This window comes from Cryptosporangium sp. NPDC048952 (assembly GCF_043197895.1).
Taxonomy (GTDB): domain Bacteria; phylum Actinomycetota; class Actinomycetes; order Mycobacteriales; family Cryptosporangiaceae; genus Cryptosporangium.
Map to the genome: position 1 here is coordinate 710673 of NZ_JBICTY010000002.1, position 24755 is coordinate 735427.

Genomic DNA, 24755 nt, shown 5'->3' on the forward strand with positions numbered 1-24755 from the left:
GGATAGGTCCGCTATCCGTGGTGAACTGGATTCGTGGACACAGCCGAACGGGTGCTCGCGTTGCTGGGGCTGTTGCAGCAGCGCCAGGTGTGGACCGGGCCCGACCTCGCGGGCCGGCTCGGGGTCACGCCTCGCACCGTCCGACGTGACGTCGAGCGGTTGCGGACGCTCGGGTATCCGGTGCTCGCGAGCCAGGGAGTGGGCGGCGGTTACCAGCTCGGGCCAGGGCAGGACCTGCCGCCGTTGCTGCTCGACGACGAGGAGGCGATCGCCACCGCGGTGTCGCTGCTCGCCGGGGCGGGGGGTGGGGTGGCCAGCGCCGGTGATGCCGCGTTGCGTGCGTTGACGAAGCTCGATCGGGTGCTGCCGACGCGGTTGCGTTCCGAGGTTCGGGCGTTGTCGGGGTCGGTGGAGTCGTTCGGTCGGGGTGGGCGCACGCCGGTCGATCCCGACGTGCTGATGACGCTGGCCCGGGCGTGCCGGGACGAGGTCGAGGTGGAGTTCGGGTACCCGTCGGGAGGTGCTCGGCGGGTCGAGCCCTATCGGTTGGTTTCTTCCGATCGGCGCTGGTACCTCATGGCGTTCGACCGGAGCCGCGACGATTGGCGCATCTTCCGCGTCGATCGGATGACTGACGTCAGTGCGCGGACGTGGCACTTCCGGGCGCGGGCGGATGCGCCCGACGCGGCGACGTACGTGCACGAGGGCGTCGCGGCTCGGGTGTACGCGCACCAGGCGCGGTTCCTGGTCCATGCGCCTGCCGATCTCGTGCGGGACGAGATCCCCGTGTCGGCTGCGGTCGTGTATCCCGCGGGGAACGGGCGGTGCGAAGTGCGTGCCGGGGCCGACAATCTCGACGGTGTGCTGCTGCACATGGTGATGCTCGATCACGACTTCGAGGTGCTCGAACCCCCCGAACTGGCAACTCGCTGCCACGAGCTGGCCACCCGCCTCCACGCAGCCGGATCCGCCGCGACCGCCTGACCTGACCCGCACGCCGCCGGGTCGGGCGCCCCGCGCAGCGCGCCGCCGGATCAGGGGCTGTCGGCTGGTTCGCGCTGGGCGGTGCGGGCTCTGGCGGCGTTGCGGACCACCAGGAGCACGGTGGGGAAGGCGATCGTGGCGCCGCCGGCGATCACCAGGTGGACCGGGGCGAACTCGGCCGCTGTGCCGGCGAGGGTCATGCCCAGGCCCTGGGTGGTCATGGAGCCGGCGGTGAGCAGGGTCAGCGCGCGGCCGCGGAGGTGGTCGGGGATGACGTCGAGGATCCAGTGGTCGATGCCGAACGTGTACACGATTCCGGCGCCGATACCGATCTGCAACAGCAGGGCGATCGCGACGCCGGGGTGCGCCAGGTAGCCGAGGGGCGGCAGCGTGGCCGCGATCGCGATCGGGAAGGACAGACGCACGCGGGTGCGGTGACTGAGCAGCGTTCCGGCGAGCAGCGACGCGCCGATCGCACCGATCGGCATCCCGCACATGAGCAGCCCCAGCGACGCCGGGCTCTCCCCCAGCGACGCGATGTACGGCGTCAACAGCCCTTCCGACACCACGACGAACATCGGCGGCACCCACGCCAACGCGAACAACGCCCGCACCCGCCGATCCGAGAACAACTCCCGAGCCCCACTCAATGAGGCCCGGAGCAATGCTCCCGCCTCCGCCGACCGGGCCGGGCGGGCGTGAGTGCCTATCCCGAGGAGCAGGGCTGAGGTCAGGAACGTCAGGACGGTGAAGCCCAGGACCGTGCGGGGGGAGACCGCAGCGAGGAGGAGGCCGCCTACTGCGAAGCCGGTGAGTTGGGCGGTTTGGTTGGTCAGGCGGAGCACCGAGTTGCCCAGCGAGAACAGCTCTCCCCCGGCCAGCACGTCGCCGAGCGTCGCCGCCCGCGTACCGGCGAACACCGGCGCGATCGCCGCGATCCCGCACCGCAGCACCAACAGCCCGGCCACCGGCATCCACGGCACGACGAGCCCGACCGCCCCCACCGCACACACCACATCACACGTCACGAGCACCCGCCGAGCCGGCAACCGATCGGCCACCGCCGACAACACCGTGCCCCCGAGCAGGTACGGCAACAGCCCGAGCGCGAACGTCAACGCGCTGAGCAGCGGCGACCCGGTGCGTTGATACACCAGCACCGACAGCGCGATCTCACACACCACCGTGCCCAGCGTCGACAACGCGTGCGCCGCGAACACGAACCGGAACTCCGGCACGGCGAGCACGGCCCGGTACCCCGAAGAAGTCACGCAGCGCACCCTGCCGCTGCTCATGACGTCGACCTAGTGTTTCGGCTACGGACGAATAGGAGACGGATGCCTCTACGCCTCCGCTTCGCAGAAGCGGATCTACTGCGGTGCCGGTTCGCGGTGTCGCCGCTGTGCGAGACGCACGAGGCGGTGCGGACGCTGCTCCGACCGGCACGTCACGGCTACCACCAGGCGTGGCTGGGCACCGAAATCCCGGACCTGGGCCCGCTGCGCCTGCTCATGCCGAAATTCGGCTACACACCGGACTTCCTCGGCCCACCCCCGGCCGCGCCCCTGGGCCGAACCGCCGACTTCGGCGACGAGATCGCACGCCTCCGCGCCACGGACCCGAGCCTGGCCCACGACGAGATGCGGCGCTCGTTCGCGAGCACCGGCGCCGACCCCACCGACCCACATCACCAACGCCTGCTCGACGATCCGGCCGAAGCGATCCACGCACTGGCCGACGCCACTGAACGCGCCTGGCACGCGCTCGTCGCACCGCACTGGGACCGGCTGCGCACGGTGCTGGAGGCCGACATCGCCCAGCGGTCGCGGCGCATGGCCGAAGGCGGCCTCGGCGCGCTCTTCGCCGACCTGCACCGCGACCTGCGCTGGGACGGCGGAACACTCACGCTGCACGCGGGCAGCGCGATGCTCGATCAGGAGCTCGACGGTCGGGGGCTCCTGCTGATGCCCAGCGTCTTCGCGTGGCCGGAGGCGATCAGCGGGTTCGCGCCGCCGTGGCAGCCGACGGTGATCTATCCGGCCCTGGGCATGGCGCGCGCGTGGGAAACCCGGCCCGCACCAGGCTCGCTCACCCGGTTGATCGGCGCGAACCGGGCCGCGCTCCTCACGACGTTGGACGAGCCCGCATCGACGACCGGACTCGCCCAGCGCCACGGCCTCGCGGCCTCCACGGTGTCCGCGCACCTCGCGGTGCTCCGCGACGCCGGGCTGGTGACCGCCCGGCGGCAGGGCCACGAGGTGCTCTACCACCGGACGGCACTCGGGTCGGCGCTCCTGGGGCAGTAGCGCTCTCAGATCAGAGTGTTCGCGGGGTCGGGGCCCTCGCCGGTGGTCAGGAACGTGCCGAGCGCCAGTTCCTTGAGCCGCGCCGGGTCGTGCAGGGTGTGGGTGCGGGCGTTGCGCCAGTGCCGGTCGAGGCCGTACTTGCGGTCGGCGGCGCTGGAGCCGGAGAAGTCGAAGATCCGGCTCGCGACGTCCAGCGCGACCCGCCCCGCGAACGTCTTCGCCGCGGCCACTTCGAGGCGGGCGTGGGTGATTTCGTCCGGGGTGCTCGCGGTGTCCACGGCCCGGGCGGCGGACACCAGGAGCGCCTCCGCGGCCCGGACGTCGATCTCCAGTTCACCGGCGAGGCGGCGGAGGTGCGGGTCGTCGATCGCACGGGTGAACCCGGACCCGTGCGCGGGCCGCGCCTTCTCGCGCAGGAACGTGACGCCGTCGGTGAGCGCGCCGCGGGCGATTCCGACCTCGAGCGCGGCGTGGATGATCTGGCCGAAGGCGCCGAACGTGGACCCGGCGAGTGTGCGGTACGGCTGGCGCAGCACGTGTTCGGCCGGTACGACGACGTCCGTGAAAACGGCGGTGCCGCTGAACGTCGCGCGCTGGCCGAACGCGTTCCAGTCCTGCTCGACGACGACGCCCGGGGTGTCCCGCCGCACGTAGGCGACCGACACCTCGTCGTTGTCGTCCTTGCCGAAGACCGGGATCCACTGGGCGGTGAGGGCGCCCGTCGAGTAGTACTTCGTGCCGTTCACGACGACGTCGTCGCCGCGGGGCAGGATCGTGGTCTGGAAGGCGCGGGAGGTCGTCGTTCCCCGCTCGGACAGTGCGTTGCCGAGGCGCGCGCCGCCGAGGAACTCCCCCGCGAAGAACTCGCGCTGCTGCGGGGTTCCGGTGCGGAACAACAGGTCGACGAATGCCACGTGGTTCTGCGGGATCTGGGCGACAGCGGAGTCGGCGGCGGCCAGCACGCGGAACACCTCCGCGACCGTCTCGGTGCTGACGCCCGCGCCGCCGAGCGTCGTCGGCACGCGCATGCCGAGCAGCCCTGTCCGGGCGAGTTCCTCGAGTTCGCGGTACGGAAGTGCGCCGCTGGCGTCGCGCTCCTCGGCGCCGGCGCGGAGCTTCGGGGCGAACGCGGCCGCGGCGGCGAGCACGGCCGCGTCGTCAGCGAGGATGTCGGTCACGGGTGCTTACCCTAGGCGTATGGCGGTGCTGGTCGTTCTCCGTGGCAACTCCGGTTCCGGGAAGAGCACCGTCGCGCGTGAGCTGCGGCGCCGGCACGGGCGGGGGTGCGCGGTGGTCGATCAGGACTACCTGCGTCGGACGGTGCTGTGGGAGCACGACGTCGCTGGTGGGTGGCGCCGCGGTTGGTTGCCGCTACGGCGCGGGTGGCGCTCCAGCACGGCTACTCGGTCGTCGTGGAGGGGATTCTCACCGCTGCGCGGTACCGCACGGAGTTGCTCGGGCTCGCCGAGTACCGGCCGACGTTCTTCTGGTTCGACGTCAGTCTGAACGAGACGTTCCGGCGGCATGCGACGCGGCCGCTTGCCGCGGAGGTGAGCACATCAGCCCTGGCCAGCTGGTATCAGGAGTCCGATCTGCTCGGGGTGCCGAACGAGCACGTGATTCCGGAGGCGTCGACGTTCGCCGAGACCGTCGAGTTCGTGGCGCGCCTCAGCGGCCTGCCGCAGTCGGGCCGCACCGACGACTACCTGCCGCTCGGCTGAGGCTTGCAGCGGGGCGCGGTCGCGGACCGCGAGTTCGCGGCGGTCGTGCGAGCGGGTGACTACTTCCTGGGGAGTACCTCCGCGAACCGCTCGCCGATCGAGCGGTGGGTCGCCGCGTCGGGGTGGAGCCCGTCGGGCAGCGGACGCTCCGCGAAATCGTCCTCGCCGTACAGGTCGAGCCCGTTGACGAGCCGCAGTCCCGAGTCCGCACGCGCAGCGGCGATACGCTCGAGCTCCGACCGGATCAGCGTCAGCGTGAGCTTGTCGGGCCCCGGCTCCCCGGTCGCGACGAACGCGACCCGCCCCTCGCGCAGCGCCTCCACGTCGAACGCGCCGGGCCCCGGCGTCTCCTCGTGGATCGGGCAGTACAGCGGCGAGATCAGCACGATCGGCGTCGTCGGATGCCCGTCCCGGATCGTGTCGAGCAGGCCGTGCACGGCCGGGCCGAACGCGCGCCGGCGCATCAGGTCGGCGTTGACCAGGTTGATGCCGATCTCGACGCTGATCACGTCGGCGTCGCTGTCGCGCAGGATCCGGCCGATGAACGGGTCGAGCAGCGCGCTGCCGCCGAACCCGAGGTTCGTCACGTCGACGCCGGCCGCCGCCGCGGCGAGCGCCACCCACGTGGTGGACGGGCTCGCCGCATTGGAACCCTGGCTGATCGAGCTGCCGTGGTGCCACCAGCGCCGCGCCCCGCGGTCGACCGCAGTCACCGGGGCATCCGCGCGCAACGCCACGAGCTCGGTGTTCTCATAGTGCGGCAGCCAGATCTCGACGTGCTTGTCCCGATCGGGCAGGCCGGTGAACGACAGCGTCCCCGGGTCGCCCACCTGCCGGGTCACGGTGCCTGCGGCCATGTCGACGGTGACCGTGTCGCCGCCGTCCACACTGCCCTGCGCGGTCAGCTCACCGTCGACGAGCAGGTCGTAGACGCCCGCCGGCCGGTCGGGTACGCCCGGGAATTCCCGCCTGGTGCGTACGGCGTCCAGCTCGATGGACGTCGCCCGGGTGCGGAACACCAGCCGTACTCCCGACGGCTGGGCCTCGACGGTGTCGAGCTGCGGGTCCTGCGCCTGCGCGCGGGCCCAGGCCGGCAGCCGGTGCGGGAGCAGCCCGCGTTCGGTCCGTTCGAGTTCGAGTGCGCCGTGAATCAGGTCGGAGGCGAGCATGCTCCGATACTACATCGGGTTTCAGCTAGTGCTATTAGCCAGCGCGGCACCCAGTCGCGCGTGGTCGTGATAGTCGTGCGTCTCGGCGATCAGCCCGTCCCGCGCGCGGAGGAACTGGATGTTCGATGCCCGGAAGCGCGCGTCGGTGGTCGTGATGTGGACCTCGTAGTCGAACTCCGCGATGGCCACGTCCGGATCCGTGGTCTCGTGCACCACGAGGTTCTCGACCACGAATCGGATCGGCATCGAGTTCAGCCCGGCGAAGTGGGCAGCGACCTCGTCGCGCCCGTGCAGCGTGACCGGCTCCGGCAGCGCCAGCGGGATCCTGACGTGCACGTCCTCGGCGTAGAGCGCGGGAAGGCCCGCCCACTTCCCGGAGGCCAGACCGTCCAGTAATTGATGGATCAGATCCGCAGCAGACATGGTTCTCTCCTCTATATTCGGAGTTGTGACTCCGAATACGAACGATACGGAGTGGTCACTCCGTTTGTCGAGCCCATGACGCGACCGCTTCGCGCCGACGCCCGGCGCAACCGGGCGAAAGTGCTGACCGCCGCCGAGGACGTGTTCGCCACGCACGGCACCGGCGCCTCCACCGAGGAGATCGCCCAGGCCGCCGGCGTCGGCATCGGCACAGTGTTCCGCCACTTCCCCACCAAGGAAGCGCTGCTCGAAGCGGTGTTCGTCGCGCGGCTCGACCGGCTCGCGGAGCAGGTCCGCGCGGCCGCCGAGAGCCCCGACCCGGGCGCCGCGTTCCGCGAACAGATCACGCTGGTCGTCGACTCGTCGCCCTCGAAGAACGCGCTCGCCGACGCGCTGGCCGCGGCCGGCGTCGAGGTGAACGTAGGAAAGACCGGCGTGCGAGAGGCTCTGGACCTGCTGCTCCGCCGCGCCCAGGAAGCCGGCGTCGTCCGCGCGGAGCTCGACGTGCCGACCGTGATGGCACTGCTGATCGGCGCTTCGCACGGCGTCGAAGCCGCCGGGGACGACCCGGAACGCCGCGCGCTGATCATCCGCGTCCTGCTGGACGGCATGAGTGCCGGATAACCCGGGCATGGCCGATGCATGACGCAACAGACCCTGCTCATCCTCGGCGCCAGCGGTGACCTGACCGCACGCCTCCTCCTCCCCGGGCTCGGCGCTCTGCTGGCGCTCGAAGGCAGGAAAAATCTGTCGCTCGTGGGCGCCGGCACCGACGACTGGGACGACGACACGTGGCGCACCCGCGTCCGGGAGTCGTTCGGCCGGGACGACAAGGCCGCGGACAGCGCCGTTCCGGAGGGCGACGCCGCTCACAGCGCCGTCGCGAACGAGGCCCGCTACCTGCGCGCCGACGTCACCGACAAGAACGACCTGAAGCACCTGCTCGACGCCTGCCAGGGCGAGGTGGTGATCTTCTTCGCGCTGCCGCCCTCGGTCACCGCGAAGGCGTGTGCGGCGTTCCGCGAGATCGGCCTGCCCGACCGCACCCGGCTCGTGCTCGAGAAGCCGTTCGGCGTCGACGAGAAGACGGCACAGTCGCTGAACGCGCTGCTGGTACAGCTGGTGCCGGAGACGCAGATCCACCGGGTCGACCACTTCCTCGGCAAGTCGACGGTGCTGAACATCCTCGGGCTCCGGTTCGCCAACCGGATCTTCGAGCCGGTGCTGAACAACCAGCACGTGGAGTCCGTGGACATCGTGTTCGACGAGGACCTGGGGCTGGAGAGCCGCGCGGGCTACTACGACGGTGCGGGCGCGCTCGTCGACATGATCCAGAGCCACCTGCTGCAGATCCTGGCGATGCTGGCGATGGATGCGCCGCCGAGCCTGGACGCGCACGAGTTCCGCGACAGCAAGGCGCAGGTGCTGCGGGCGACGCACGTGTGGGGCGATGACGCGCGGGCGTCGAGTCGCCGCGCCCGGTACACGGCCGGGACGATCGGCGACCGGCAGCTGCCGTCCTACGCCGACGAGTCCGGCGTGGACGCGAGCCGCGGCACCGAGACGCTGGCCGAGATCGTGCTCGCTGTCGACACCTGGCGCTGGGCGGGCGTCCCGTTCCGGCTGCGTTCGGGCAAGGCGCTCGGCGGCCGCCGGAAGGAGGCGGTCGTGACGTTCAAGCCGGCTCCGTGGGTGCCGACCGGGCTGACCGGCCCCGACCGCCCGGACCGGCTGCGGATCCTGTTCAGCCCCGACCGGCTCGAACTCGACGTCGACATCAACGGCCCCGGCGACCCGTTCGTGCTGGACCCGGCGACGCTCGGCACCGACTTCGGGCCCGGGGAGCTGCCACCCTACGGCGAGGTGCTCCGCGGGGTGCTGGAGGACGACCCGACGCTGTCGGTACGCGGCGACACGGCCGAGGTGTGCTGGCGGATCGTCCAGCCCGTGCTCGACGCCTGGCGCGCCGGCGAGGTCCCGCTGCAGGAGTACCCCGCCGGCAGCACCGGCCCTTCGGATTCGCTACTGGGCGGCTAGTTGCACCGCGGGGAGGTCGTCGATGCCCAGCTCGGCGGCCTCCTCCTGCCGGCGGCGCGCACCCGGCAGCGCGAGCGCGGCGAGGACCGCGAGCACCGCGACCCCGGCACAGACCCAGAACCCGGCGGTGAACGCGTCGTCGGTCGGCAGGCCCTGCGGGTTGCTGTTCGACGTGATCACGGCCGCGACGATCGCGGTGCCGATGCTGGACCCGATCGTCCGGGCGATCGTGTTGACGCTCGTCGCCTCGGCGGTCTGACCGGCGGGCACGGCCTCGATGATCGCGTTGGACATCGCGGCGAACGCCAGGCCGATGCCGGCGCCGGTGAGGATGCCGGACGCGAGCACCTGCCAGGTCTCGCCGTGCGCGAGCGCGGGCACCGTGAACGCGGCCACGACCAGCAGCGCACCGGCGAAGAGCGGAAGCTTCGGCCCGATTCGGCGGACCAGGATCCCGGCGATCGGCCCGAACACGACCATCGCCACCACGGTCGGCAGCAGGAACAGCCCCGACGTCGTCACCGACTTGCCGAAGCCGTAGCCGGTCCCGGCCGGGAGCTGGAGCAGCGTCGGCACGAGCAGGAACGTGCCGAACATCGCGAAGCCGAGGATCAGCGCGACCAGGTCGGTCGCCCAGACGCCCCGGTGCTTCATCAGCCGCATGTCGATCAGCGGCTCACGCACCCGCAGCTCGACCGGCACGAACACCGCCAGGGCGACGACACCGAGCGCGATCAGGCCGAGCGTCTTGGCGTCGCCCCAGCCCCACGCCTGGCCCTTGCTGATGCCCAGCAGCAGTGCCACCAGCGCGACCGACAGGATGCCGGTGCCGATCAGGTCGAGCTTGCCGGGCTTCTTGACCGGCGACTCCTTCATGCCGAGGACGACGCCGGCCAGCGCGATGACGATCAGCACCAGCGGCAGCCAGAACAGCCAGTGCCACGACAGGTGCTCGACGATCGGCCCGGCGGCGACGATGCCCACACCGGCGCCGATGCCGAAGATCGCCGAGAGCAGGCCGACGACGACACTGACGCGTTCGCGCGGCAACTCGTCGCGGACGGCGCCGATCGACAGCGGCATGATCGCGCCGGAGGCGCCCTGCAGCACGCGAGCGACGATCAGCACGGTGAGGTTGGGCGCGAGCGCGGCGACGAGCGTGCCGACGCCGAGCGCGGCGAGCACGCCGATCAGCACCGTGCGCTTGCCGACCATGTCACCGAGCCGGCCCAGCACCGGCGTCAGCACCGAGGCCGACAGCAGGTACGCGGTGACGATCCAGCTGGCGTCGCTGGTGGAGACCTCAAGGTCTCGGCCGATCGTTCCCAGCGCCGGTGAGACCAGCGATTGGAGTACGGCGTAGGCCAGGCCGCCGAGCGAGAGGTAGAGCACCAGCAGCGTGCCGCTGGGCATTCCCGTGGCAGGCAAACCCCGGGATTCGGCCCGCACCCGTCGGCTGCTGCTCGACGAGGCGAAGCGCCGGTTCGCGCGTGACGGTTTCGCGGCGACGATGTCGGTGCGCGAGATCGCCGAGGGGGCCGAGGTGAACGTGGCGCTGATCAGTCGCTACTTCACGTCGAAGGAAGGGTTGTTCGAGGCGTGTCTGGCGGATGCGGTGACCGAGCTGGACCAGGCGACGGAGGTCGGCTCCCCCGCGGTGATCGCGGCGAACATCGCGAGCCGGATCGCCGGGCCGGAGGCGGCGCTGCCGGTGAACGAGGGGTTGCTGCTTCTGCTGCGGTCGTCGGGCGACGAGCGCGCGGACGCCGCGCGGCGCCGTTTTCTGCACGCGGCGAGCGCGCGGCTCGCGGAGACGTCCACGCATGACGAAGCGCTGCTGCGCGCTCAGATCGTGCTGGCGACCTCGCTCGGGATCGCGCTGCTCCGGGCGTCCCCCGGCGTGGAACCATTGTCGGCGGCGACGGCGGCCGATCTCGAAGAGCCGCTCACGACGATGATCGAGGCCCTGCTCGCCTGAGCCGGCCCGGCGTACGACGGGGCCAGGCCCGGCGCGGGCTAGGCGTCGGCGCCTACGGGGAGTACTCGGTGCCAGAAGCGGAAGGCGCCGATCGTCGTCGGGCCGTTGGGGCCGACGGTCACGGCCCCGGTCGGGATGCCCGCCGGGAGCGCCGCGGGAGCGGGCTCGGGGGCCACGGCGGACGTCGGCGCCAGCTGCGCCCCGATCAGCCCCTGCAGCACGTAGGCGAAGTGCCTGCCCACCGGCGCGGCCACCGGCTGCGGCGCGGTGCTCGTCGCGGTGACGCTCGAAATCTCGGTCATGTCCACCCCCTCGTTGTGCGGTCAACGAGGAAATCGGTAGCGCGAGGGCATGCTCAAGCCCGAGCCGCCCCGCGCTCCCGTCGAGCACCCACCCGGGGAGCCGCCCCGCTCACCGCACCCGCCCCGCATCCCGGGCGCTCCCGCCCCGCGCCGCGCCGGGCCTCACGGCACCACTGTCACGGGCCACTTGCCGGCCTTGACCAGGCGGACCGCCAGGGAACCCACCCAGCGGTGGCCCGCGTGCGTCGACGCGCCGACCACGACGACGTCGGCCCGCTCGTCGCCGGCGACACGGCAGATCTCGGTGAACGGGTCGCCGCGCACGGCGAGGAACCGCACGGGGATCTGCGCCCACGCGGCCGACGCCTCGACGCTCTCCCGCAGCTCCGCGATCGAGTGCTCCACGGCCTCCTCGGCGACCTGCACCGCCTCCGGCGACATCGACGCGAGCGCCGGCCGGGACGCGACGTAGACGACGAGGAACTCGGCCCCCTGGCGACGGGCCAGGCCGGCGGCGTACGCCCCGGCCCGTACCGACGTGGGGCTACCGTCCACACCGGCCAGAACGAGGGCACCCCGGCGTTCCACGGGAGATCACTATGCCGTACCGCGGAACGCCGGGAGCGAAGAACTCAGTGCTCGTGGATGACGACGCCCCGCACGTTCTCACCGTTGAGCAGGTCCTCGTAGCCCTTGTTGACCTCCTCCAGCCGGTACGAGCGCGTGATGATCTCGTCCAGCTTGAGGTTGCCGTTCTGGTAGAGCCCGAGCAGCTTCGGGATGTCGGTGGTGGGGTTGCAGTCACCGAACAGGCTGCCGCGGATCTGCTTGCGGAACAGCGTCAGGATCGAGCCGGGCAGTTGGATGTTGATCTCGTCCAGCTTGTTGAGCGCGGTCAGCACGACGATGCCGGCCTTGCCCACCAGGTTGAACCCGTCGCCGACGTTCTCGGCGGTGAGCAGGCCCGGCGTGAGGACCGCGGAGTCGGCCATCTGGCCGTGCGTGAGGTCGGAGACCGCCGCAAGTGCTTCACCGGCCGACGCGAACACGTGGGTGGCGCCGAGTTCGAGCGCCTTGTTCCGCTTGATCTCCAGCGGGTCGATCGCGATGACGTTCTTCGCCCCGGCGAACGCGGCGGCCTGCACCGCGTTGATGCCGATGCCGCCGACGCCGAGGATCACGATCGTGTCGCCGGGCTTCGCCTCGGCGGTGTTGACGACCGATCCCCACCCGGTGGGCACACCGCACCCGACCAGCACGGCCTTGTCCAGCGGCAGGCTGTCGTCGACCTTCACCACCGAGCTCTGGTGGATGACGCCGTACTGGCTGAACGTGCCGAGCAGGCACATCGCGCCGTACTCACCGTTGCGGCCGCTGATGGGGAACCGGCCACCGGGCAGCGAGCCCTCCAGCAGCGTCGCACCGAGATCGCAGATCGACTGCTGGCCGTTCGCGCAGTACCGGCACACGCCGCAGTTCGGGATGAACGAACAGACGACGCTGTCGCCGGGCTTCACGCGGGTGACACCGGGCCCGACTTCCTCGATGACCCCGGCGCCTTCGTGGCCGAGCACCATCGGCAACCGGGCTTCGAGGTCACCGTGGGCGATGTGGACATCCGAGTGGCACAACCCCGCGTACTGGTACCGGATCAGTACCTCTCCGTCGCGCGGGCGGTCCAGTTCGACTTCTTCGATCTCGATCGGCTTACCGGGCTCGTAGACGACGGCGGCCTGGGTTTTCATGGGCGCTCCTCGCTCTGACGTTGAGCTGGATACGACCCATCGTGGTCCCGCGAGGCCGAAACTGTGACCGATTCCCAAGAATGACGGTTCACACCGGTACGAAGACCAGCTTCGTGAGCATGGTGCGGAGCAGCGCCCGCTCGTCCGCGTCGAGCGGCTCGAGGGCGGCCGCGAGCCGCGCTTCGGCCCCGGTTGCCGCCTGTTGCCGCACGGTGCGCCCCGAGGCCGTCGGCACGACGAGCTTCGTCCGCCGGTCGGCCGGCGACGGCCGGCGCTCGACCAGCCCGGCGCGCACCAGGTCGTCGACCAGTGCGACGACCTGGCTGGGGTCGAGCGCGAGCACCTCGGCGAGGTCACGCTGCGACTCCCCCGTGGCCGACTCGCACACCACGCTCAGCACCGAGTACTGGCGGACGCGCAGGCCGTGCTCGGCCAGGGCCGCGTTCGTCGCGCGAACCAGCTGGCCGCTCGCCCGGGACATCAAGAAACCGATGTTGTCGACGAACGGCATTAGTGGAGCTCCTCATTAATTGACACTCTCAATGGTTGACCCTACCGTGGCCCCATGGATCTGACGGGCAAAGTAGCGATCGTCACTGGTAGCGGGCGAGGCCTGGGGCTGGCTTACGCCCAGCGGCTGGCCGCCCACGGCGCGAAGGTCGTCGTCAACGACGTGGATCCCGATGCGGCCGAGGCAGCCGCGAAAGCGGTCAACGGCACCGCAGTGGTCGCCCCGGTGGGCACCTCCGAGGTCGCCCAGGCGCTCGTCGACCGGGCCGTGTCCGAGTTCGGCCGACTCGACATCCTGGTCAACAACGCCGGCATCCTGCGCGACACGACGCTCTGGAAGATGACCGACCAGCAGTTCGACGACGTCATCACCACGCACTTACGCGGGACGTTCACGTGCACCCGGGCCGCGGCGATCAAGCTGCGTGAGCAGAGTGAGGGCGGCCGGATCATCTGCATCGGCTCCCCCACCGGGCAGGTCGGCAACTTCGGGCAGACGAACTACGCCGCGGCCAAGGCCGGCATCGTCGGCATGGTCCGCACCTGGGCGATGGAGCTCGCCCGTGCCCGGATCACGGTCAACGCCGTGGTGCCCGTGGCCGCGACCGCGATGACCGCGACGGTCCCGTTCCTCAAGCCGTACGTCGACGCGCTGGAGGCCGGAGAGCCGCTCCCGCCGTTCGCCCGCCGCGAGCTGGGCTTCGGTCCGCCGGAGGACGCCGCCGGGCTGGTCGCGTTCCTCGCCTCCGACGCCGCAGCCGACATCACCGGCCAGGCGATCGGCGTCGGCGGCGACCGCCTCGCGCTCTGGAGCCACCCCACCGAGGTCGCTGTCGAGTTCGCCGACGGCACCGGCTGGTCGGCGGACGCGATCGCCGACGTCTGGGCGTCCCAGTTCTCCGGCAGCATCCAGACCGTCGGCCAGCAGCTCCCGGAGGCGCCGCGATGAACGTCGACGCCCTCACGGCCATCGATGTCCACGTGCACGTCCACGCCGACCAGCACGGACACCTCGCGCTCGACGACGAACTGAGCGGCGCGGCCGCGAAGTACTTCAAGGGCGAACCGTACGACCCGACAGTTCCCCAGATCGCCGAGGACTACCGCCGGCTCAACATGGCCGCGGTGATCTTCACCGTCGACGCGGAGGCCGCGACCGGTCAGCCGGCGCTGTCGAACGAGGAGATCGCCGACCTCGCCGCACAGCACCCCGACGTGCTGATCCCGTTCGGCTCGATCGATCCGGCCCGGGGCGTCGCCGGGATCAGGAAAGCCCGGCGGCTCGTCGAGGAACACGGCGTCCGCGGCTTCAAGTTCCACCCGAGCTTCCAGAACTTCCTGCCGAACGACAGGGGCGTGTACCCGCTCTACGAGGAGCTGCAGGCGCTGGGCGTCCCGGCGCTGTTCCACACCGGCCAGACCGGCATCGGCGCCGGCCTCCCCGGCGGCCGCGGCATCAAGCTGCGCTACTCCGACCCGATGCTGCTCGACGACGTCGCCGCCGACTTCCCCGGCCTGACGATCATCATGGCCCACCCCTCGGTTCCGTGGCAGGACGCGGCGATCTCGGTGGCCACCCACAAGGCGAACGTCTACATCGACCTGTCGGGCTGGTCGCCGAAGTACTTCCCGCCGCAGCTCGTGCACGCGGCGAACCGACAGCTCAAGAACCAGGTGCTGTTCGGCTCGGACTACCCGCTGCTGCGCCCGGAGCGCTGGGTGAGCGACTTCGAAAAGCTCGAGATCAAAGACGACGTCCGTCCGCTGATCATGAAACAGAACGCCATCCGGGCTCTAGGGTTGAGCCGTGCGTAACGCAGGGCTCGGCTCCTGGCCGGAGCGGCGCCGGCAGATCTCGCCGCATCGGGACGCGCTGTGGTTCGAGGGTGTCACCACCTCGCACGAACAGTTCTCCGACCGGGTCCGGCAGGTCGCCGGTGCGCTCGCGGGGCTCGGCGTCCGGCCCGGTGACCGGGTCGCCTGGCTCGGCACCAACCACCCGGCCGCGCTGGAGACCCTCTACGCGTGCGGTCAGCTCGGGGCGGTGTGGGTGCCGGTCAACGCTCGGCTCGCCGCACCCGAGGCCCGGTACGTGCTCGAGCACTCCGGCGCGTCGGTCGTCGTCCACGGAGATCTCCCGGACCGCGTGCGGGAGGGCACCCACGTGCGCCACTGGGTGGCGACGGAGGAGCTCGACGAGCGTCTTCCCGAGCCGGAGTTCCGCGACCTGAGCGTCTCGCTCGAAGATCCCTGCCTGATCATGTACACCTCGGGCACCACCGGGAAGCCCAAGGGTGCGGTGCTCACCCACGGAAACATGACCTGGAACGCCGTCAACCAGTTCATGGGCATGGACTTCGCGCAGGACGAGCGGACGCTGGCGCTCGCTCCCCTGTTCCACATCGGTGGGCTCAACGGCACCGTGAACCCGACGCTCCTGCGCGGCGGCTGCGCGGTGCTCGTGCGGCGGTTCGACCCCGCCGAGACGCTCGCCGTGATCGAGGAGCAGCGGGTCACGTCGTTCTTCGCGGTTCCCACGATGCTCGACGCGATGGCGCGGGAACCCGGCTTCCGCACGCGCGACCTGTCCGCCTTACGCACGATCGGCGCCGCCGGTGCCCCGCTCCCGCTGCCGACGCTGCGGACGTGGCTCGATCGGGGTGTCACCATGCAACAGTGTTACGGCATGACCGAGGCCGCGCCCGGGTGCACGGTGCTGGACTCCGCGGACGCCGTCCGCAAGGTCGGCTCGGCGGGCAAGCCGGTGTTCTTCACCGATCTGCGGGTGGTCCGCCCGGACGGCAGCCAGGCCGACGCCGACGAGATCGGCGAGGTCGTCGTGCAGGGTCCGAACATCATGGCCGGCTACTGGAACGAGCCGGCGCAGACCGCCGAGGTGCTGGTCGACGGCTGGTACCACACCGGTGACGCCGGCTCGATCGACGCCGACGGCTTCCTCTTCATCCGCGACCGCTACAAGGACCTGATCATCTCCGGCGGCGAGAACATCTATCCCGCCGAGGTCGAGTCCGCGCTGCGTGAACTACCCGGTGTCGTCGAGGCCGCCGTCATCGGCGTCCCGGACGCCCGCTGGGGCGAGGTCGGCCTCGCGTTCGTCGTAGCTTCCGCTCCTACCGATGCCGACGTTCTGCGCGACGCGCTGCGCGAGCGACTGGCCGGGTTCAAGGTGCCGCACGAGATCCGGTTCGTGCCCGAACTCCCCAAGACCGCAACGGGCAAGATCTTCAAGCCCGACCTCCGGAAGGACGTTCTTTCATGAGCACCACCACCACAGTGGCCGAACTGCCGAAACTCGCCGGCACGGAACTGGGTTCCAGTGACTGGTTCGAGGTCACCCAGGAGCGGGTGAACCTGTTCGCCGACTCCACCGGTGACCACCAGTGGATCCACACCGACCCGGAGCGCGCCAAGGCTGAAAGCCCGTTCGGCGGCCCTATCGCGCACGGCTACCTCACGCTCTCGCTGCTGATCCCGATGTGGTCGCAGGTCCTACGAGTCACCGACGCGACGATGGGCGTCAACTACGGCCTGAACAAGGTGCGGTTCCCCGCGCCCGTGCCGGTGGGCTCGAAGATCCGTCTCACCGCGACGCTCACGAGCGTCGACGAGGTGGACGGCGGCTACCAGCTCACCGTGGGCGCGGTGATCGAGGCCGAGGGCGCGGCGAAGCCGGTGTGCATCGCCGAGCCCATCTTCCGGACGTACGGCCCGCGCTGATCTACGCGGCGGTCGACTCGTCGAGCAGTTCCAGCGCGTCGATCGCCGACCAGCGCACCACCAGCCGCCCCGAGCCGTCGCGGCCTTCCTCGGCCGCGATGTCCAGGAACCCGTCGGTGGCCCGCCCCGCCGACGCGGCGCGCTGCTGGAGGTGGCCGAGGATGTCACCGACGGTCTGGCGCGGTAAGACGCCTCTCCACACGAGCTGACCGGCGTACAAACGAACAGGACGATACGCGTCATTCGGCATGGGGTTCCCCCGGACGATGTGCGTTCGAGCCGCTCCACCTGGTCCCCACCGAGCGACCCGTGCATGACTAGCGTAAACCTGTCACGCACGCCGCAGGTCAGCTTGCACCGACCTCGCGCAGTCTGGCGTCGAGGAAATGTCGTTCGGCTTGTGTGGGTGCGGTGCGCAGCGCCGCGCGGTAGCTGTCGGCGGCCTCCTGCGGGCGGGACAGCCGGCGCAGGAGGTCGGCGCGCGTGGCGTGGAACAGGTAGTAGTCCTCGAGCCCGGGGAGGGCGTCGACCAGCGCGAGCGCCGCCTCGGGCCCGTCGGCCTCGCCGATCGCGACCGCACGGTTGAGCTCGGTGACCGCGCTGGGGGCGATCCGCACGAGCTCGGTGTAGAGGCCGGCGATCTGTGGCCAGTCGGTGGCCCCGGCGGTGGGTGCGGTGGCGTGGCAGGCCGCGATCGCCGCCTGGAGCTGGAAGGGTCCGGCGCGGCCGCGGCGCAGCGCCCGCTCGCAGAGTTCGGCGCCCTCCGCGATGAGGTCCTGGTCCCAACTGGACCGGTCCTGCTCGCTGAGCGTCACCAGGTGGCCGTCGGCGTCGACGCGGGTCGGGCGCCGGGCCTCGTGCAGCAGCAGGAGCGCGAGGGTGCCGATGACCTCGGCCTCGTCGGGCATCAGTTCGGTCAGTGCCCGGGCGAGCCGGATCGCCTCCTGGCCCAGGCGCGCTCTCGCGGGGTCGCCGTAACCGGCGTTGTAGAGCAGGTACAGCACGTGCAGGATCGCGGAGAGCCGGTCGGGCAGCGTCTGCGCGGACGGCACGCGGAACGGAATCCCCGCGTGGCGGATCTTCTGTTTCGCGCGGAACAGGCGCTGGCCCATCGTCTTCTCGGGCACCAGGAACGCCTGGGCGATCTCGGCGGTGCTGAGTCCGGCGAGCGCGCGGAGCACCAGCGCCACCTGCGCTTCGATGTTCAGGGCCGGGTGGCAGCAGGTGAACATGAGCTCGAGGCGTTCGTCGGGGATGTCTGAACTCTGCGCGTCGGGCGTCACGGTCACCACCTCCTGGAGCTTCGCCGCCTCGGTGTTCGCACGGCGGATCCGGTCGATCGCGCGCCGGCGTGCGGTGGTGGTGAGCCAGGCCAGCGGCTGGTCGGGCACGCCGGTGGTGGGCCAGGTCTTGAGCGCCTGGGCGAAGGCGTCCTGGGCGCACTCCTCGGCGAGGTCCCAGTCACCGCCGGTGAAGCGGATCATGGTTGCCACGATCCGGCTCCACCCGTCGGCGTAGACCGCTGCGATGCGGTCGTTGATCGTCACAGCGGCTGTGTCACAGCGGCCAGAACGGCCGCAGCTCGATCAGGCCGTTCCAGGCCATCGGGTGCCGCGACGCGACCTCGATGGCCTCGTCGAGGTCGGCGCACTCGAGTACGTCGAACCCCGCGATGTGGTCTTTCGTTTCGGCGTACGGCCCGTCGGTGAGCAGGACCTCCCGGTTGCGGACGCGGACCGTGGTGGCGTCGCTCGCCGGGCGGACGCGGTCGCCGATCAGACGGATGCCCTTCCCGTCCATCTCGGCGACCCAGTCCTCCACGTCCGGAGCACCGTCGTTCTCGCCGGGCGTGTGGTCGGGGTCGGTGCACACCAGCATCAGGTACTTCATCGCTCTCCTCTTTCGCGTTCTGTCACCACAATGACGAACGGGATCCGAGGATTACTACGGCTTCTTCTTCACCAATGTCGTCCGCACCGCGGTGGCCACGACGTCGCCGTGCTGGTTGCGGCCCGTGTGTTCGAACGTCACGATGCCCTCGCCCGGGCGGCTCCTGGACTCACGCAGGTCGGTGATGACCGTCTCGGCGTAGAGCGTGTCGCCGTGGAACAGCGGTTTGGGGAACTTCACCGTGCCGAAGCCGAGGTTCGCGACGATCGTGCCCTGCGTCAGCTGCGCCACCGAGAGCCCGACGAGCGTCGAGAGCGTGAACATCGAGTTCACCAGGCGCTCGCCGAACGTGGTCTCCGCGGCGAACGCGGCGTCCAGGTGCAGGGCCTGCGTGTTCATCGTCAGCGTCGTGAACAGCACGTTGTCGGCCTCGGTGATCGTGCGGCCGGGGCGGTGCTCGTAGACGACGTCGGTCTCGAACTCCTCGAACCACAGACCCCGCTGGACTTCCCGCCTCACAGCCCGACCTCCCGCGCGATGAGCATGAGCTGAACCTCGGTGGTGCCCTCGCCGATCTCCAGGATCTTGCTGTCCCGGTAGTGCCGGGCCACCGCGTACTCGTTCATGAAGCCGTAGCCGCCGTGGATCTGCGTGGCGTCGCGGGCGTTGTCCATCGCCGCTTCGCTCGCCACCAGTTTCGCGATCGACGCCTGCTTCTTGAACGGCTGACCGGCCAGCATCCGCGCGGCGGCGTCGTAGTAGGCGACGCGCGCGGTGTAGGCCCGCGCCTCCATCCGCGCGATCTTGAACGCGATCGCCTGGTGACGGCCGATCGGCGATCCGAACGCCACCCGCTCCTTCGCGTACCGCACGGACTCGTCGACGCAGCCCTGCGCGGCACCGGTCGCCAGCGCCGCGATCGCGATGCGCCCCTCGTCGAGAATGCGGAGGAAGTTGGCGTATCCCCGGCCGCGCTCGCCGAGCAGGTTCTCGGCCGGTACGCGCACGTCGTCGAACGAGAGCGGGTGCGTGTCGGAGGCGTTCCAGCCGACCTTGTCGTACGGGGGTTCGGCGCGGAAACCGGGGGTCGTGGTCGGCACGAGGATCGTCGAAATCTCTTTCGTGCCGGTGACGGCGGTGACCGTCACCAGCGTCGTGATGTCGGTGCCGGAGTTCGTGATGAACTGCTTGGACCCGTTGATCACCCACGAGTCGCCGTCGAGGCGCGCGGTGGTGCGGGTGCCGGAGGCGTCGCTGCCGGCGCCTGCCTCGGTCAGCCCGAACGCTGCCAGCGCGCGGCCGGACGTCAGCTGCGGCAGCCACTCCGCTTTCTGCGCGTCGTTGCCGAACCGGTAGACCGGCATCGCGCCGAGCGACACCCCGGCCTCGAGCGTGATCGCGACACTCTGGTCGACCTTGCCGAGTTCCTCCAGCGCCAGGCACAGCGAGAAGTAGTCCCCGCCCTGGCCGCCGTGCTCCTCGGGGAACGGCAACCCGAACAGGCCCATCTCGGCCATGCCGGCCACGACCTCGTACGGGAACGAGTGCTCGGCGTCGTGCTTGGCGGCCACCGGAGCGACCACCTTCTGGGCGAAATCCCGGACCGCGAGCGCGAGGTCGCGATACTCCTCGGACAACAAGTCGGTCACCGAGACTCCTTCAGTTAGTCGTCATTAACTGAAGCTAGCGTAGCGGCCAGCGCCATCCCCCGGAGGATCTCGCGGGAACGATCCAGCGAAGCCGCCGCCGCGCTGTAGGGCGTCGAGTTGATCAGCCCGAACACCGCGTGGGCTTGCACGCGGGCGTCGTCGTCGGTCAGGCCGGGCCGCACGGCGCACAACACTGTCACCCAGAGCTCGACGTACGTGCGCTGGGTCTGGCGCACCCGGTGCAGGGCGTCGGCGGGCAGGGCGGTCAGGTCGCGGTCCTGGATCCGGATCAGCTCCGGTTCGCCGAACGCGAAGTCCAGGTGGAAGTCGACGAGGCCGTGCAGCGCCTCGGTCGGCGTGCTCGCCTCGACGACGACCGCGTGACCGCCGCGCAGCAACCGGTCGCTGATCCCGACGAGGATCTCGACGAGCAACGCTTCCTTGCTGGCGAAATGCCGGTACACGGCCGGGCCGCTGATGCCGACCGCCGCACCCAGGTCCTCCAGGCGCACGCCCGGGAACCCGCGCTCGGCGATCAGTTCGGCGCCGGCCTGCAACAACTGGCGGCGTCGGTCGGCCTTCAGCGCGCTCCGCCGAGTGAGCTCCATCATCGCTCCGTCCGACAGTGAGTTAACGGAAGTTTACTCAAGCCCCGACGCGCCTACGATTCAGGAGTGACACTGCCCTCGCGATTACTCCGGTCGAGGAACCGGGGCACCGTCTCCGGTGCTGAGCGGTCACTACACGATCGAGAGCAGCAACGGGCGCACCACGTACCACCCCGGCTCGGTGGGGGTGACCGCTCCCGGCATCGAGGTGCCCGGCCTGCTTGACCGCGGCGTCGACAGACGCCTGGTCGGAGACGTCAATCTCGACGACGTGGCTGTATTCGCCGGCCTTCTGCGCGGCTTCTCTGTTCCGGTCGGCGATGTTCCGCATGCCGGCGTAGACGGTGTGACCGGCGTCGGCGAGGGCCTGGGCGGTCATCGCGCCGAACCCGCTGGACTCACCGGTGATCAGGATCCTGCTCATCAGGCGATTCCTCCGTTGACGTCGAACGTCTGGCCGTTGACCCAGCGGCCCGGGCCGGCCAGGAACGCGACGGCCTCCGCGATGTCCTCGGGCACCCCGAGCCGCTCCAGCGGGGCCTGGCGCGCCATGCGGTCGACGGTTTCCTGGTCCTTCCCGTCGAGGAACAGCGGCGTCGCGGTGGGGCCGGGCGCGAGCGCGTTGACGGTGATGTCCCGGCCGCGCAGTTCCTTGACGAGGATCGGCGTGAGCGCGTCGACAGCGCCCTTCGATGCCGCGTAGGCCGTATACGTGGGCAGCGCGAGCTTTCCGACCGACGTCGAGAAGTTGATGATCGCGCCACCCCCGCGGACGCGGTGCGCGGCATGCTGGTTGACGACGAACGTGCCGCGGATGTTCGTGCGGTGCATGCGGTCGAGGTCGTCGAGCTCCAGCTCGGCGAGCGGGGCGAGCAGCACGATTCCCGCGGTATGGACGACGACGTCGATGCCGCCGTACTCGCGCTCGACGGTGTCGAAGAGCGCGGCGACGTCGGTTTCCTCGGCGACGTCGGCCTGGGCGGCGGTGGCGTTGCCGCTGTTCTTCCGGATGGTCGCGACGACCTCGTCGGCGCGGTCGGGGTTGCCGGCGGTTGCCTTCCCCGGTGTTGCGGTGTTCCTCCCCGCGGTTGCTGTCACGGATCGCGGTGCTGTCCGGTCCTCCTGGTGAAAGCACATGCAGAGAAAGGTGGAGCACCATGAAGATCGCTGTCCTCGGGGGGACCGGGCTGATCGGCTCGCAGGTGGTCAGGATCCTGACCGCGGACGGGCACGAGGCCGTGCCGCTGGCGCCGTCCACCGGCGTGGACCTGCTCACCGGCGAAGGGCTGGCCGACGGGCTGACCGGCGCCGACGTCGTCGTGAACCTGACGAACTCGCCGACGTTCGACGAGGCGTCGCCGGAGTTCTTCCGGGTGACGATGGAGAACCTGCTCGCCGCGGCGGAGAAGACCGGCGTCGGCCACGCCGTGATCCTGTCGATCGTGGGGGTCGACCAGGTGCCGTCGTTGGACTATTACCGCGCGAAGACGCTGCAGGAGGAGATCCTCGCGGCCGGGCCGGTGCGGTACTCGATCGTGCGAGCGACGCAGTTCTTCGAGTTCGTCGACGCGGTGCTGTCGTGGACGTCGGACGCCACCACGGTGCGGTTGCCGGCCACGCCGGTGCAGCCGATGGCGTCGGCCGACGTGGCTGCGGCGGTGGCTGCGGTGTGTGAGGGCGCGCCGTTGCACGGCATCCGGAACGTGGCCGGGCCGGAGGTGTTCACGCTCGACGAGCTGGGGCGGGTGGCGCTCGCCGCGAAGGGCGACCAGCGCACGGTCGTCGTCGACGACACGGCGGGGATGTTCGCGGCCGTGAGCGGCGACGCCATCATCCCCCACGGCGACGCACTCCTGGCCACCACGACCTTCCGCGAGTGGCTCGCCTCCCGCGCTTAGGCGCGACGCGGCCGAGGGGTCGGTGGCGGCCGCCGGGCGACGGCCGGCTGTGGCGGCCGACGAGTGGCGGCCGCCGGGCCGGCTAGCGGCGGCGGGTGGGGGGCTCGGTGGTGGGGCCGACGTGGTCGTCCAGCCAGGCCATCACCGGTGATGCCGTTCGCCAGGTCTCGCTGACGAACGTCCGGCCCCGGTCGGCGCCGATGCCGTCGCCGACCGGGAGCCAGACGGGGCCGAACCGGCCGCGCGACTGGTGGCCGCTGCGGACGGGCTCAGCGTCGAGCCCGTCAGCACCCCGTACGTCTGCGTCGTGCAGTGCCACGAACTGCCCGCGGACCTCCCGCCGTCACACCCGGACCATCGAATCACGCCGTCAGCGCGATGTACTTCTCCTCGAGGAACTCCAGGATCCCCTCCGAGCTGCCCTCACGACCGAGCCCGCTCTGCTTCACCCCACCGAACGGCGCAGCCGGGTCACTGACCACACCGCGGTTCACCGCGACCATCCCGGCCTCCAACCGCCGAGCCACGGCGACCGCCGCCCGCTCCTCGCCGAACACGTACGCCATGAGCCCGAATTCGGTGTCGTTCGCCATCCGTACGGCCTCGTCGACGTCGTCGAACCGCACGATCGCGGTCACCGGACCGAAGATCTCGGTCGTCGTGATCGTCGAACCGTGCGTGACGCCGGTGAGCAGCGTCGCGTCGTAGAACGCCCCGTCGGCGGACGCGTTGCCGCCGAGCTGAAGCGTCGCACCCTCGTCGACGGCACCGGCGACCAGCGAAGCCACCTTGTCCCGCTCGGCCACCGACACCAGCGCCCCGAGCCCGTTGGCCCGGTCGAGACCCGACCCGACCTTCACCTTCGCCAACGCGTCGGTCATCCGGCTCACGAACTCGTCGTGCACCGAATCGTGCACGTAGAACCGGTTGGCGGCCGTGCACGCCGACCCACCGTTACGCATTTTCGCGAGCAGCGCACCCTCGACGGCCTCGTCCAGGTCCGCACCGGGCAGCACGATCAGGGGCGCGTTACCACCGAGCTCCATCGACGTGCTCACGACGCTGTCCGCGCACGCGTGCAGCAGATCGCGGCCCACCTCGGTGGACCCGGTGAAGCTGAGCTTGCGCACCTCGGGACGGTCGATCATGGCCTTGACCAGCGGTCCGGTGGGCACCGGCGTCACCAGGTTGACGACGCCGTCGGGCACGCCCGCCCGGCGCAGCACGTCGACCACGTACGCGGCGGTGAGCGGCGTCTCGCGGGCGGGCTTGAGGATCGTGGTGCAGCCCGCGGCCAGTGCCGGTGCGAGCTTGCGCGTCGCCATCGCCGCGGGGAAGTTCCACGGCGTGATCAGCAGGGACACGCCGATCGGTGACCGGTCGACGATGATCCGCTTGTCGCCGGCCGGGGAGAGTCGGTAGTCGCCCGGCACGCGCACTGCCTCTTCGGCGAACCAGCGGAAGAACTCCTTGGCGTAACCCGCCTCGCCCATGGCGTCGGACCAGGACTTGCCGTTCTCCCGGACCATGATCTCGGCGAAGACCTCGACCTCGTCGGTGAGGATCTCGTACGCCTTCCGCAGCAGCTCGCTGCGCTCGCGCGGTGCGGTCGCCGCCCAGGTGGGTTGTGCGGCGGCTGCCGCGTCCACCGCGTCCATGCAGTCTTTTTCGGACGCGACGGCGAACTGTGCGACGACCGACAGGTCGGCGGGGTCGATGACGTCGAAGCGCTTGCCGTCGGAGCCCGGGCGCCACTCGCCGTCGATGAAGAGGTCAGTGATCATGGTGCAACCTTCG

Annotated in this window: 28 protein-coding genes and 2 pseudogenes; 11 read left to right on the plus strand and 19 right to left on the minus strand. The window is 70.6% G+C overall.

Features of this window, described 5'->3' with window-relative positions:
* The first annotated feature begins 33 nt into the window (after positions 1 to 33).
* The gene (locus tag ACGFY5_RS11490) at positions 34 to 984 is read left to right on the plus strand and encodes a helix-turn-helix transcriptional regulator (RefSeq protein WP_392719508.1); all 951 of its coding nucleotides are present in this window, start codon (positions 34 to 36) and stop codon (positions 982 to 984) included.
* Between the two features lie 50 nt (positions 985 to 1034).
* Here the strand turns inward: ACGFY5_RS11490 and ACGFY5_RS11495 are convergent, their stop codons facing one another.
* Positions 1035 to 2255, minus strand: coding sequence for an MFS transporter (locus ACGFY5_RS11495; protein ID WP_392719509.1), 1221 nt, complete (start codon positions 2253 to 2255; stop codon positions 1035 to 1037).
* A 66-nt stretch (positions 2256 to 2321) separates the two neighbouring features.
* Here ACGFY5_RS11495 and ACGFY5_RS11500 point away from each other — a divergent pair, with 66 nt between their 5' ends.
* On the plus strand, positions 2322 to 3290 hold the full coding sequence (locus ACGFY5_RS11500; protein ID WP_392719510.1) for a DUF5937 family protein: 969 nt from the start codon (positions 2322 to 2324) through the stop codon (positions 3288 to 3290).
* A 5-nt stretch (positions 3291 to 3295) separates the two neighbouring features.
* On the opposite strand, the gene ACGFY5_RS11505 is transcribed toward ACGFY5_RS11500, so the two are convergent.
* Positions 3296 to 4468 carry an SfnB family sulfur acquisition oxidoreductase gene (locus ACGFY5_RS11505; RefSeq protein WP_392719511.1) on the minus strand — a complete coding sequence of 391 codons (1173 nt, stop codon included), beginning with the start codon at positions 4466 to 4468 and terminating at the stop codon, positions 3296 to 3298.
* 19 nt (positions 4469 to 4487) lie between these two features.
* Between ACGFY5_RS11505 and ACGFY5_RS11510 the strand changes: the two are divergent.
* Positions 4488 to 5011, plus strand: a pseudogene (locus ACGFY5_RS11510) (AAA family ATPase).
* Positions 5012 to 5070: 59 nt separating this feature from the next.
* On the opposite strand, the gene ACGFY5_RS11515 reads toward ACGFY5_RS11510, so the two are convergent.
* Together ACGFY5_RS11515 and ACGFY5_RS11520 are read right to left on the minus strand one after the other, a co-directional pair.
* Positions 5071 to 6180, minus strand: a complete 1110-nt coding sequence (locus tag ACGFY5_RS11515; RefSeq protein WP_392719512.1) for an SGNH/GDSL hydrolase family protein — start codon at positions 6178 to 6180, stop codon at positions 5071 to 5073.
* 21 nt (positions 6181 to 6201) lie between these two features.
* The gene (locus ACGFY5_RS11520) at positions 6202 to 6603 is read right to left on the minus strand and encodes a nuclear transport factor 2 family protein (protein WP_392719513.1); all 402 of its coding nucleotides are present in this window, start codon (positions 6601 to 6603) and stop codon (positions 6202 to 6204) included.
* Positions 6604 to 6678: 75 nt separating this feature from the next.
* Here ACGFY5_RS11520 and ACGFY5_RS11525 point away from each other — a divergent pair, with 75 nt between their 5' ends.
* Both ACGFY5_RS11525 and ACGFY5_RS11530 read left to right on the plus strand, forming a co-directional pair.
* A complete protein-coding gene (locus tag ACGFY5_RS11525) occupies positions 6679 to 7227 on the plus strand; it encodes a TetR/AcrR family transcriptional regulator (protein ID WP_392719514.1) in 549 nt (182 codons plus the stop codon).
* A gap of 18 nt (positions 7228 to 7245) precedes the next feature.
* Positions 7246 to 8640, plus strand: coding sequence for a glucose-6-phosphate dehydrogenase (locus ACGFY5_RS11530; RefSeq protein WP_392719515.1), 1395 nt, complete (start codon positions 7246 to 7248; stop codon positions 8638 to 8640).
* On the opposite strand, the gene ACGFY5_RS11535 is transcribed toward ACGFY5_RS11530, so the two are convergent.
* On the minus strand, positions 8626 to 10053 hold the full coding sequence (locus ACGFY5_RS11535; protein WP_392719516.1) for an MFS transporter: 1428 nt from the start codon (positions 10051 to 10053) through the stop codon (positions 8626 to 8628). The genes ACGFY5_RS11530 and ACGFY5_RS11535 overlap by 15 nt on opposite strands.
* A gap of 4 nt (positions 10054 to 10057) precedes the next feature.
* Here ACGFY5_RS11535 and ACGFY5_RS11540 point away from each other — a divergent pair, with 4 nt between their 5' ends.
* Positions 10058 to 10618, plus strand: coding sequence for a TetR family transcriptional regulator (locus ACGFY5_RS11540; RefSeq protein WP_392719517.1), 561 nt, complete (start codon positions 10058 to 10060; stop codon positions 10616 to 10618).
* Positions 10619 to 10656: 38 nt separating this feature from the next.
* Here the strand turns inward: ACGFY5_RS11540 and ACGFY5_RS11545 are convergent, their stop codons facing one another.
* The 4 genes from ACGFY5_RS11545 to ACGFY5_RS11560 form a co-directional block, all read right to left on the minus strand.
* Positions 10657 to 10920: a hypothetical protein gene (locus ACGFY5_RS11545; protein ID WP_392719518.1), complete on the minus strand. Its 264-nt coding sequence runs from the start codon at positions 10918 to 10920 to the stop codon at positions 10657 to 10659.
* Positions 10921 to 11082: 162 nt separating this feature from the next.
* Entirely contained in the window at positions 11083 to 11508 is a 426-nt protein-coding gene (locus ACGFY5_RS11550) for a universal stress protein (protein ID WP_392719519.1), read from the minus strand.
* Between the two features lie 44 nt (positions 11509 to 11552).
* Positions 11553 to 12665 (minus strand): NDMA-dependent alcohol dehydrogenase, encoded by a 1113-nt coding sequence (locus ACGFY5_RS11555; protein WP_392719520.1) that lies wholly within the window; start codon positions 12663 to 12665, stop codon positions 11553 to 11555.
* Positions 12666 to 12753: 88 nt separating this feature from the next.
* A complete protein-coding gene (locus ACGFY5_RS11560) occupies positions 12754 to 13176 on the minus strand; it encodes a MarR family winged helix-turn-helix transcriptional regulator (RefSeq protein ID WP_392719521.1) in 423 nt (140 codons plus the stop codon).
* Between the two features lie 54 nt (positions 13177 to 13230).
* On the opposite strand from ACGFY5_RS11560, the gene ACGFY5_RS11565 reads away from it, so the two are divergent.
* The 4 genes from ACGFY5_RS11565 to ACGFY5_RS11580 are packed head-to-tail and all read left to right on the plus strand — an operon-like array spanning position 13231 to position 16913.
* The gene (locus tag ACGFY5_RS11565) at positions 13231 to 14124 is read left to right on the plus strand and encodes an SDR family oxidoreductase (RefSeq protein ID WP_392719522.1); all 894 of its coding nucleotides are present in this window, start codon (positions 13231 to 13233) and stop codon (positions 14122 to 14124) included.
* A complete protein-coding gene (locus ACGFY5_RS11570) occupies positions 14121 to 14990 on the plus strand; it encodes an amidohydrolase family protein (protein WP_392719523.1) in 870 nt (289 codons plus the stop codon). The genes ACGFY5_RS11565 and ACGFY5_RS11570 overlap by 4 nt, the downstream gene beginning before the upstream one ends.
* On the plus strand, positions 14983 to 16455 hold the full coding sequence (locus ACGFY5_RS11575; RefSeq protein WP_392719524.1) for a long-chain fatty acid--CoA ligase: 1473 nt from the start codon (positions 14983 to 14985) through the stop codon (positions 16453 to 16455). The genes ACGFY5_RS11570 and ACGFY5_RS11575 overlap by 8 nt, the downstream gene beginning before the upstream one ends.
* Positions 16452 to 16913 (plus strand): MaoC family dehydratase, encoded by a 462-nt coding sequence (locus ACGFY5_RS11580; RefSeq protein ID WP_392719525.1) that lies wholly within the window; start codon positions 16452 to 16454, stop codon positions 16911 to 16913. The genes ACGFY5_RS11575 and ACGFY5_RS11580 overlap by 4 nt, the downstream gene beginning before the upstream one ends.
* A gap of 1 nt (position 16914) precedes the next feature.
* Here the strand turns inward: ACGFY5_RS11580 and ACGFY5_RS11585 are convergent, their stop codons facing one another.
* The 8 genes and pseudogenes from ACGFY5_RS11585 to ACGFY5_RS11620 all read right to left on the minus strand — a co-directional run bounded on the left by ACGFY5_RS11585 (position 16915) and on the right by ACGFY5_RS11620 (position 22158).
* A complete protein-coding gene (locus ACGFY5_RS11585; RefSeq protein WP_392719526.1) occupies positions 16915 to 17115 on the minus strand; it encodes a hypothetical protein in 201 nt (66 codons plus the stop codon).
* Between the two features lie 145 nt (positions 17116 to 17260).
* The gene (locus tag ACGFY5_RS11590; RefSeq protein ID WP_392719527.1) at positions 17261 to 18460 is read right to left on the minus strand and encodes an RNA polymerase sigma factor; all 1200 of its coding nucleotides are present in this window, start codon (positions 18458 to 18460) and stop codon (positions 17261 to 17263) included.
* Positions 18461 to 18470: 10 nt separating this feature from the next.
* Complete coding sequence (locus ACGFY5_RS11595; RefSeq protein WP_392719528.1) at positions 18471 to 18803, minus strand: YciI family protein; 333 nt, start codon at positions 18801 to 18803, stop codon at positions 18471 to 18473.
* 54 nt (positions 18804 to 18857) lie between these two features.
* Positions 18858 to 19322, minus strand: a complete 465-nt coding sequence (locus tag ACGFY5_RS11600) for a MaoC family dehydratase (RefSeq protein ID WP_392719529.1) — start codon at positions 19320 to 19322, stop codon at positions 18858 to 18860.
* Positions 19319 to 20452, minus strand: coding sequence for an acyl-CoA dehydrogenase family protein (locus ACGFY5_RS11605; RefSeq protein ID WP_392719530.1), 1134 nt, complete (start codon positions 20450 to 20452; stop codon positions 19319 to 19321). The genes ACGFY5_RS11600 and ACGFY5_RS11605 overlap by 4 nt, the downstream gene beginning before the upstream one ends.
* 14 nt (positions 20453 to 20466) lie before the next feature.
* Positions 20467 to 21060 carry a TetR/AcrR family transcriptional regulator gene (locus ACGFY5_RS11610; RefSeq protein ID WP_392719531.1) on the minus strand — a complete coding sequence of 198 codons (594 nt, stop codon included), beginning with the start codon at positions 21058 to 21060 and terminating at the stop codon, positions 20467 to 20469.
* Between the two features lie 187 nt (positions 21061 to 21247).
* A pseudogene (locus ACGFY5_RS11615) lies at positions 21248 to 21487 on the minus strand (SDR family NAD(P)-dependent oxidoreductase); the annotation flags it as partial.
* Positions 21484 to 22158 (minus strand): SDR family oxidoreductase, encoded by a 675-nt coding sequence (locus ACGFY5_RS11620; protein ID WP_392719532.1) that lies wholly within the window; start codon positions 22156 to 22158, stop codon positions 21484 to 21486. The pseudogene ACGFY5_RS11615 and the gene ACGFY5_RS11620, both read right to left, overlap by 4 nt.
* A gap of 59 nt (positions 22159 to 22217) precedes the next feature.
* Here ACGFY5_RS11620 and ACGFY5_RS11625 point away from each other — a divergent pair, with 59 nt between their 5' ends.
* Complete coding sequence (locus tag ACGFY5_RS11625; RefSeq protein ID WP_392719533.1) at positions 22218 to 22958, plus strand: SDR family oxidoreductase; 741 nt, start codon at positions 22218 to 22220, stop codon at positions 22956 to 22958.
* 82 nt (positions 22959 to 23040) lie between these two features.
* On the opposite strand, the gene ACGFY5_RS11630 is transcribed toward ACGFY5_RS11625, so the two are convergent.
* Positions 23041 to 23277, minus strand: coding sequence for a hypothetical protein (locus ACGFY5_RS11630; RefSeq protein ID WP_392719534.1), 237 nt, complete (start codon positions 23275 to 23277; stop codon positions 23041 to 23043).
* Between the two features lie 43 nt (positions 23278 to 23320).
* Positions 23321 to 24742 carry an NAD-dependent succinate-semialdehyde dehydrogenase gene (locus ACGFY5_RS11635; protein WP_392719535.1) on the minus strand — a complete coding sequence of 474 codons (1422 nt, stop codon included), beginning with the start codon at positions 24740 to 24742 and terminating at the stop codon, positions 23321 to 23323.
* Positions 24743 to 24755 lie beyond the last annotated feature (13 nt).

Excerpts from the sequence above, each read along its gene's own strand:
- ACGFY5_RS11500 (WP_392719510.1), top strand. The coding sequence starts at position 2,322 with ATGCCTCTACGCCTCCGCTTCGCAGAAGCGGATCTACTGCGGTGCCGG.
- ACGFY5_RS11515 (WP_392719512.1), bottom strand. The coding sequence starts at position 6,180 with ATGCTCGCCTCCGACCTGATTCACGGCGCACTCGAACTCGAACGGACC.
- ACGFY5_RS11520 (WP_392719513.1), bottom strand. The coding sequence starts at position 6,603 with ATGTCTGCTGCGGATCTGATCCATCAATTACTGGACGGTCTGGCCTCC.
- ACGFY5_RS11525 (WP_392719514.1), top strand. The coding sequence starts at position 6,679 with ATGACGCGACCGCTTCGCGCCGACGCCCGGCGCAACCGGGCGAAAGTG.
- ACGFY5_RS11530 (WP_392719515.1), top strand. The coding sequence starts at position 7,246 with ATGACGCAACAGACCCTGCTCATCCTCGGCGCCAGCGGTGACCTGACC.
- ACGFY5_RS11535 (WP_392719516.1), bottom strand. The coding sequence starts at position 10,053 with ATGCCCAGCGGCACGCTGCTGGTGCTCTACCTCTCGCTCGGCGGCCTG.
- ACGFY5_RS11545 (WP_392719518.1), bottom strand. The coding sequence starts at position 10,920 with ATGACCGAGATTTCGAGCGTCACCGCGACGAGCACCGCGCCGCAGCCG.
- ACGFY5_RS11555 (WP_392719520.1), bottom strand. The coding sequence starts at position 12,665 with ATGAAAACCCAGGCCGCCGTCGTCTACGAGCCCGGTAAGCCGATCGAG.
- ACGFY5_RS11560 (WP_392719521.1), bottom strand. The coding sequence starts at position 13,176 with ATGCCGTTCGTCGACAACATCGGTTTCTTGATGTCCCGGGCGAGCGGC.
- ACGFY5_RS11565 (WP_392719522.1), top strand. The coding sequence starts at position 13,231 with ATGGATCTGACGGGCAAAGTAGCGATCGTCACTGGTAGCGGGCGAGGC.
- ACGFY5_RS11570 (WP_392719523.1), top strand. The coding sequence starts at position 14,121 with ATGAACGTCGACGCCCTCACGGCCATCGATGTCCACGTGCACGTCCAC.
- ACGFY5_RS11580 (WP_392719525.1), top strand. The coding sequence starts at position 16,452 with ATGAGCACCACCACCACAGTGGCCGAACTGCCGAAACTCGCCGGCACG.
- ACGFY5_RS11595 (WP_392719528.1), bottom strand. The coding sequence starts at position 18,803 with ATGAAGTACCTGATGCTGGTGTGCACCGACCCCGACCACACGCCCGGC.
- ACGFY5_RS11610 (WP_392719531.1), bottom strand. The coding sequence starts at position 21,060 with ATGGAGCTCACTCGGCGGAGCGCGCTGAAGGCCGACCGACGCCGCCAG.
- ACGFY5_RS11625 (WP_392719533.1), top strand. The coding sequence starts at position 22,218 with ATGAAGATCGCTGTCCTCGGGGGGACCGGGCTGATCGGCTCGCAGGTG.
- ACGFY5_RS11635 (WP_392719535.1), bottom strand. The coding sequence starts at position 24,742 with ATGATCACTGACCTCTTCATCGACGGCGAGTGGCGCCCGGGCTCCGAC.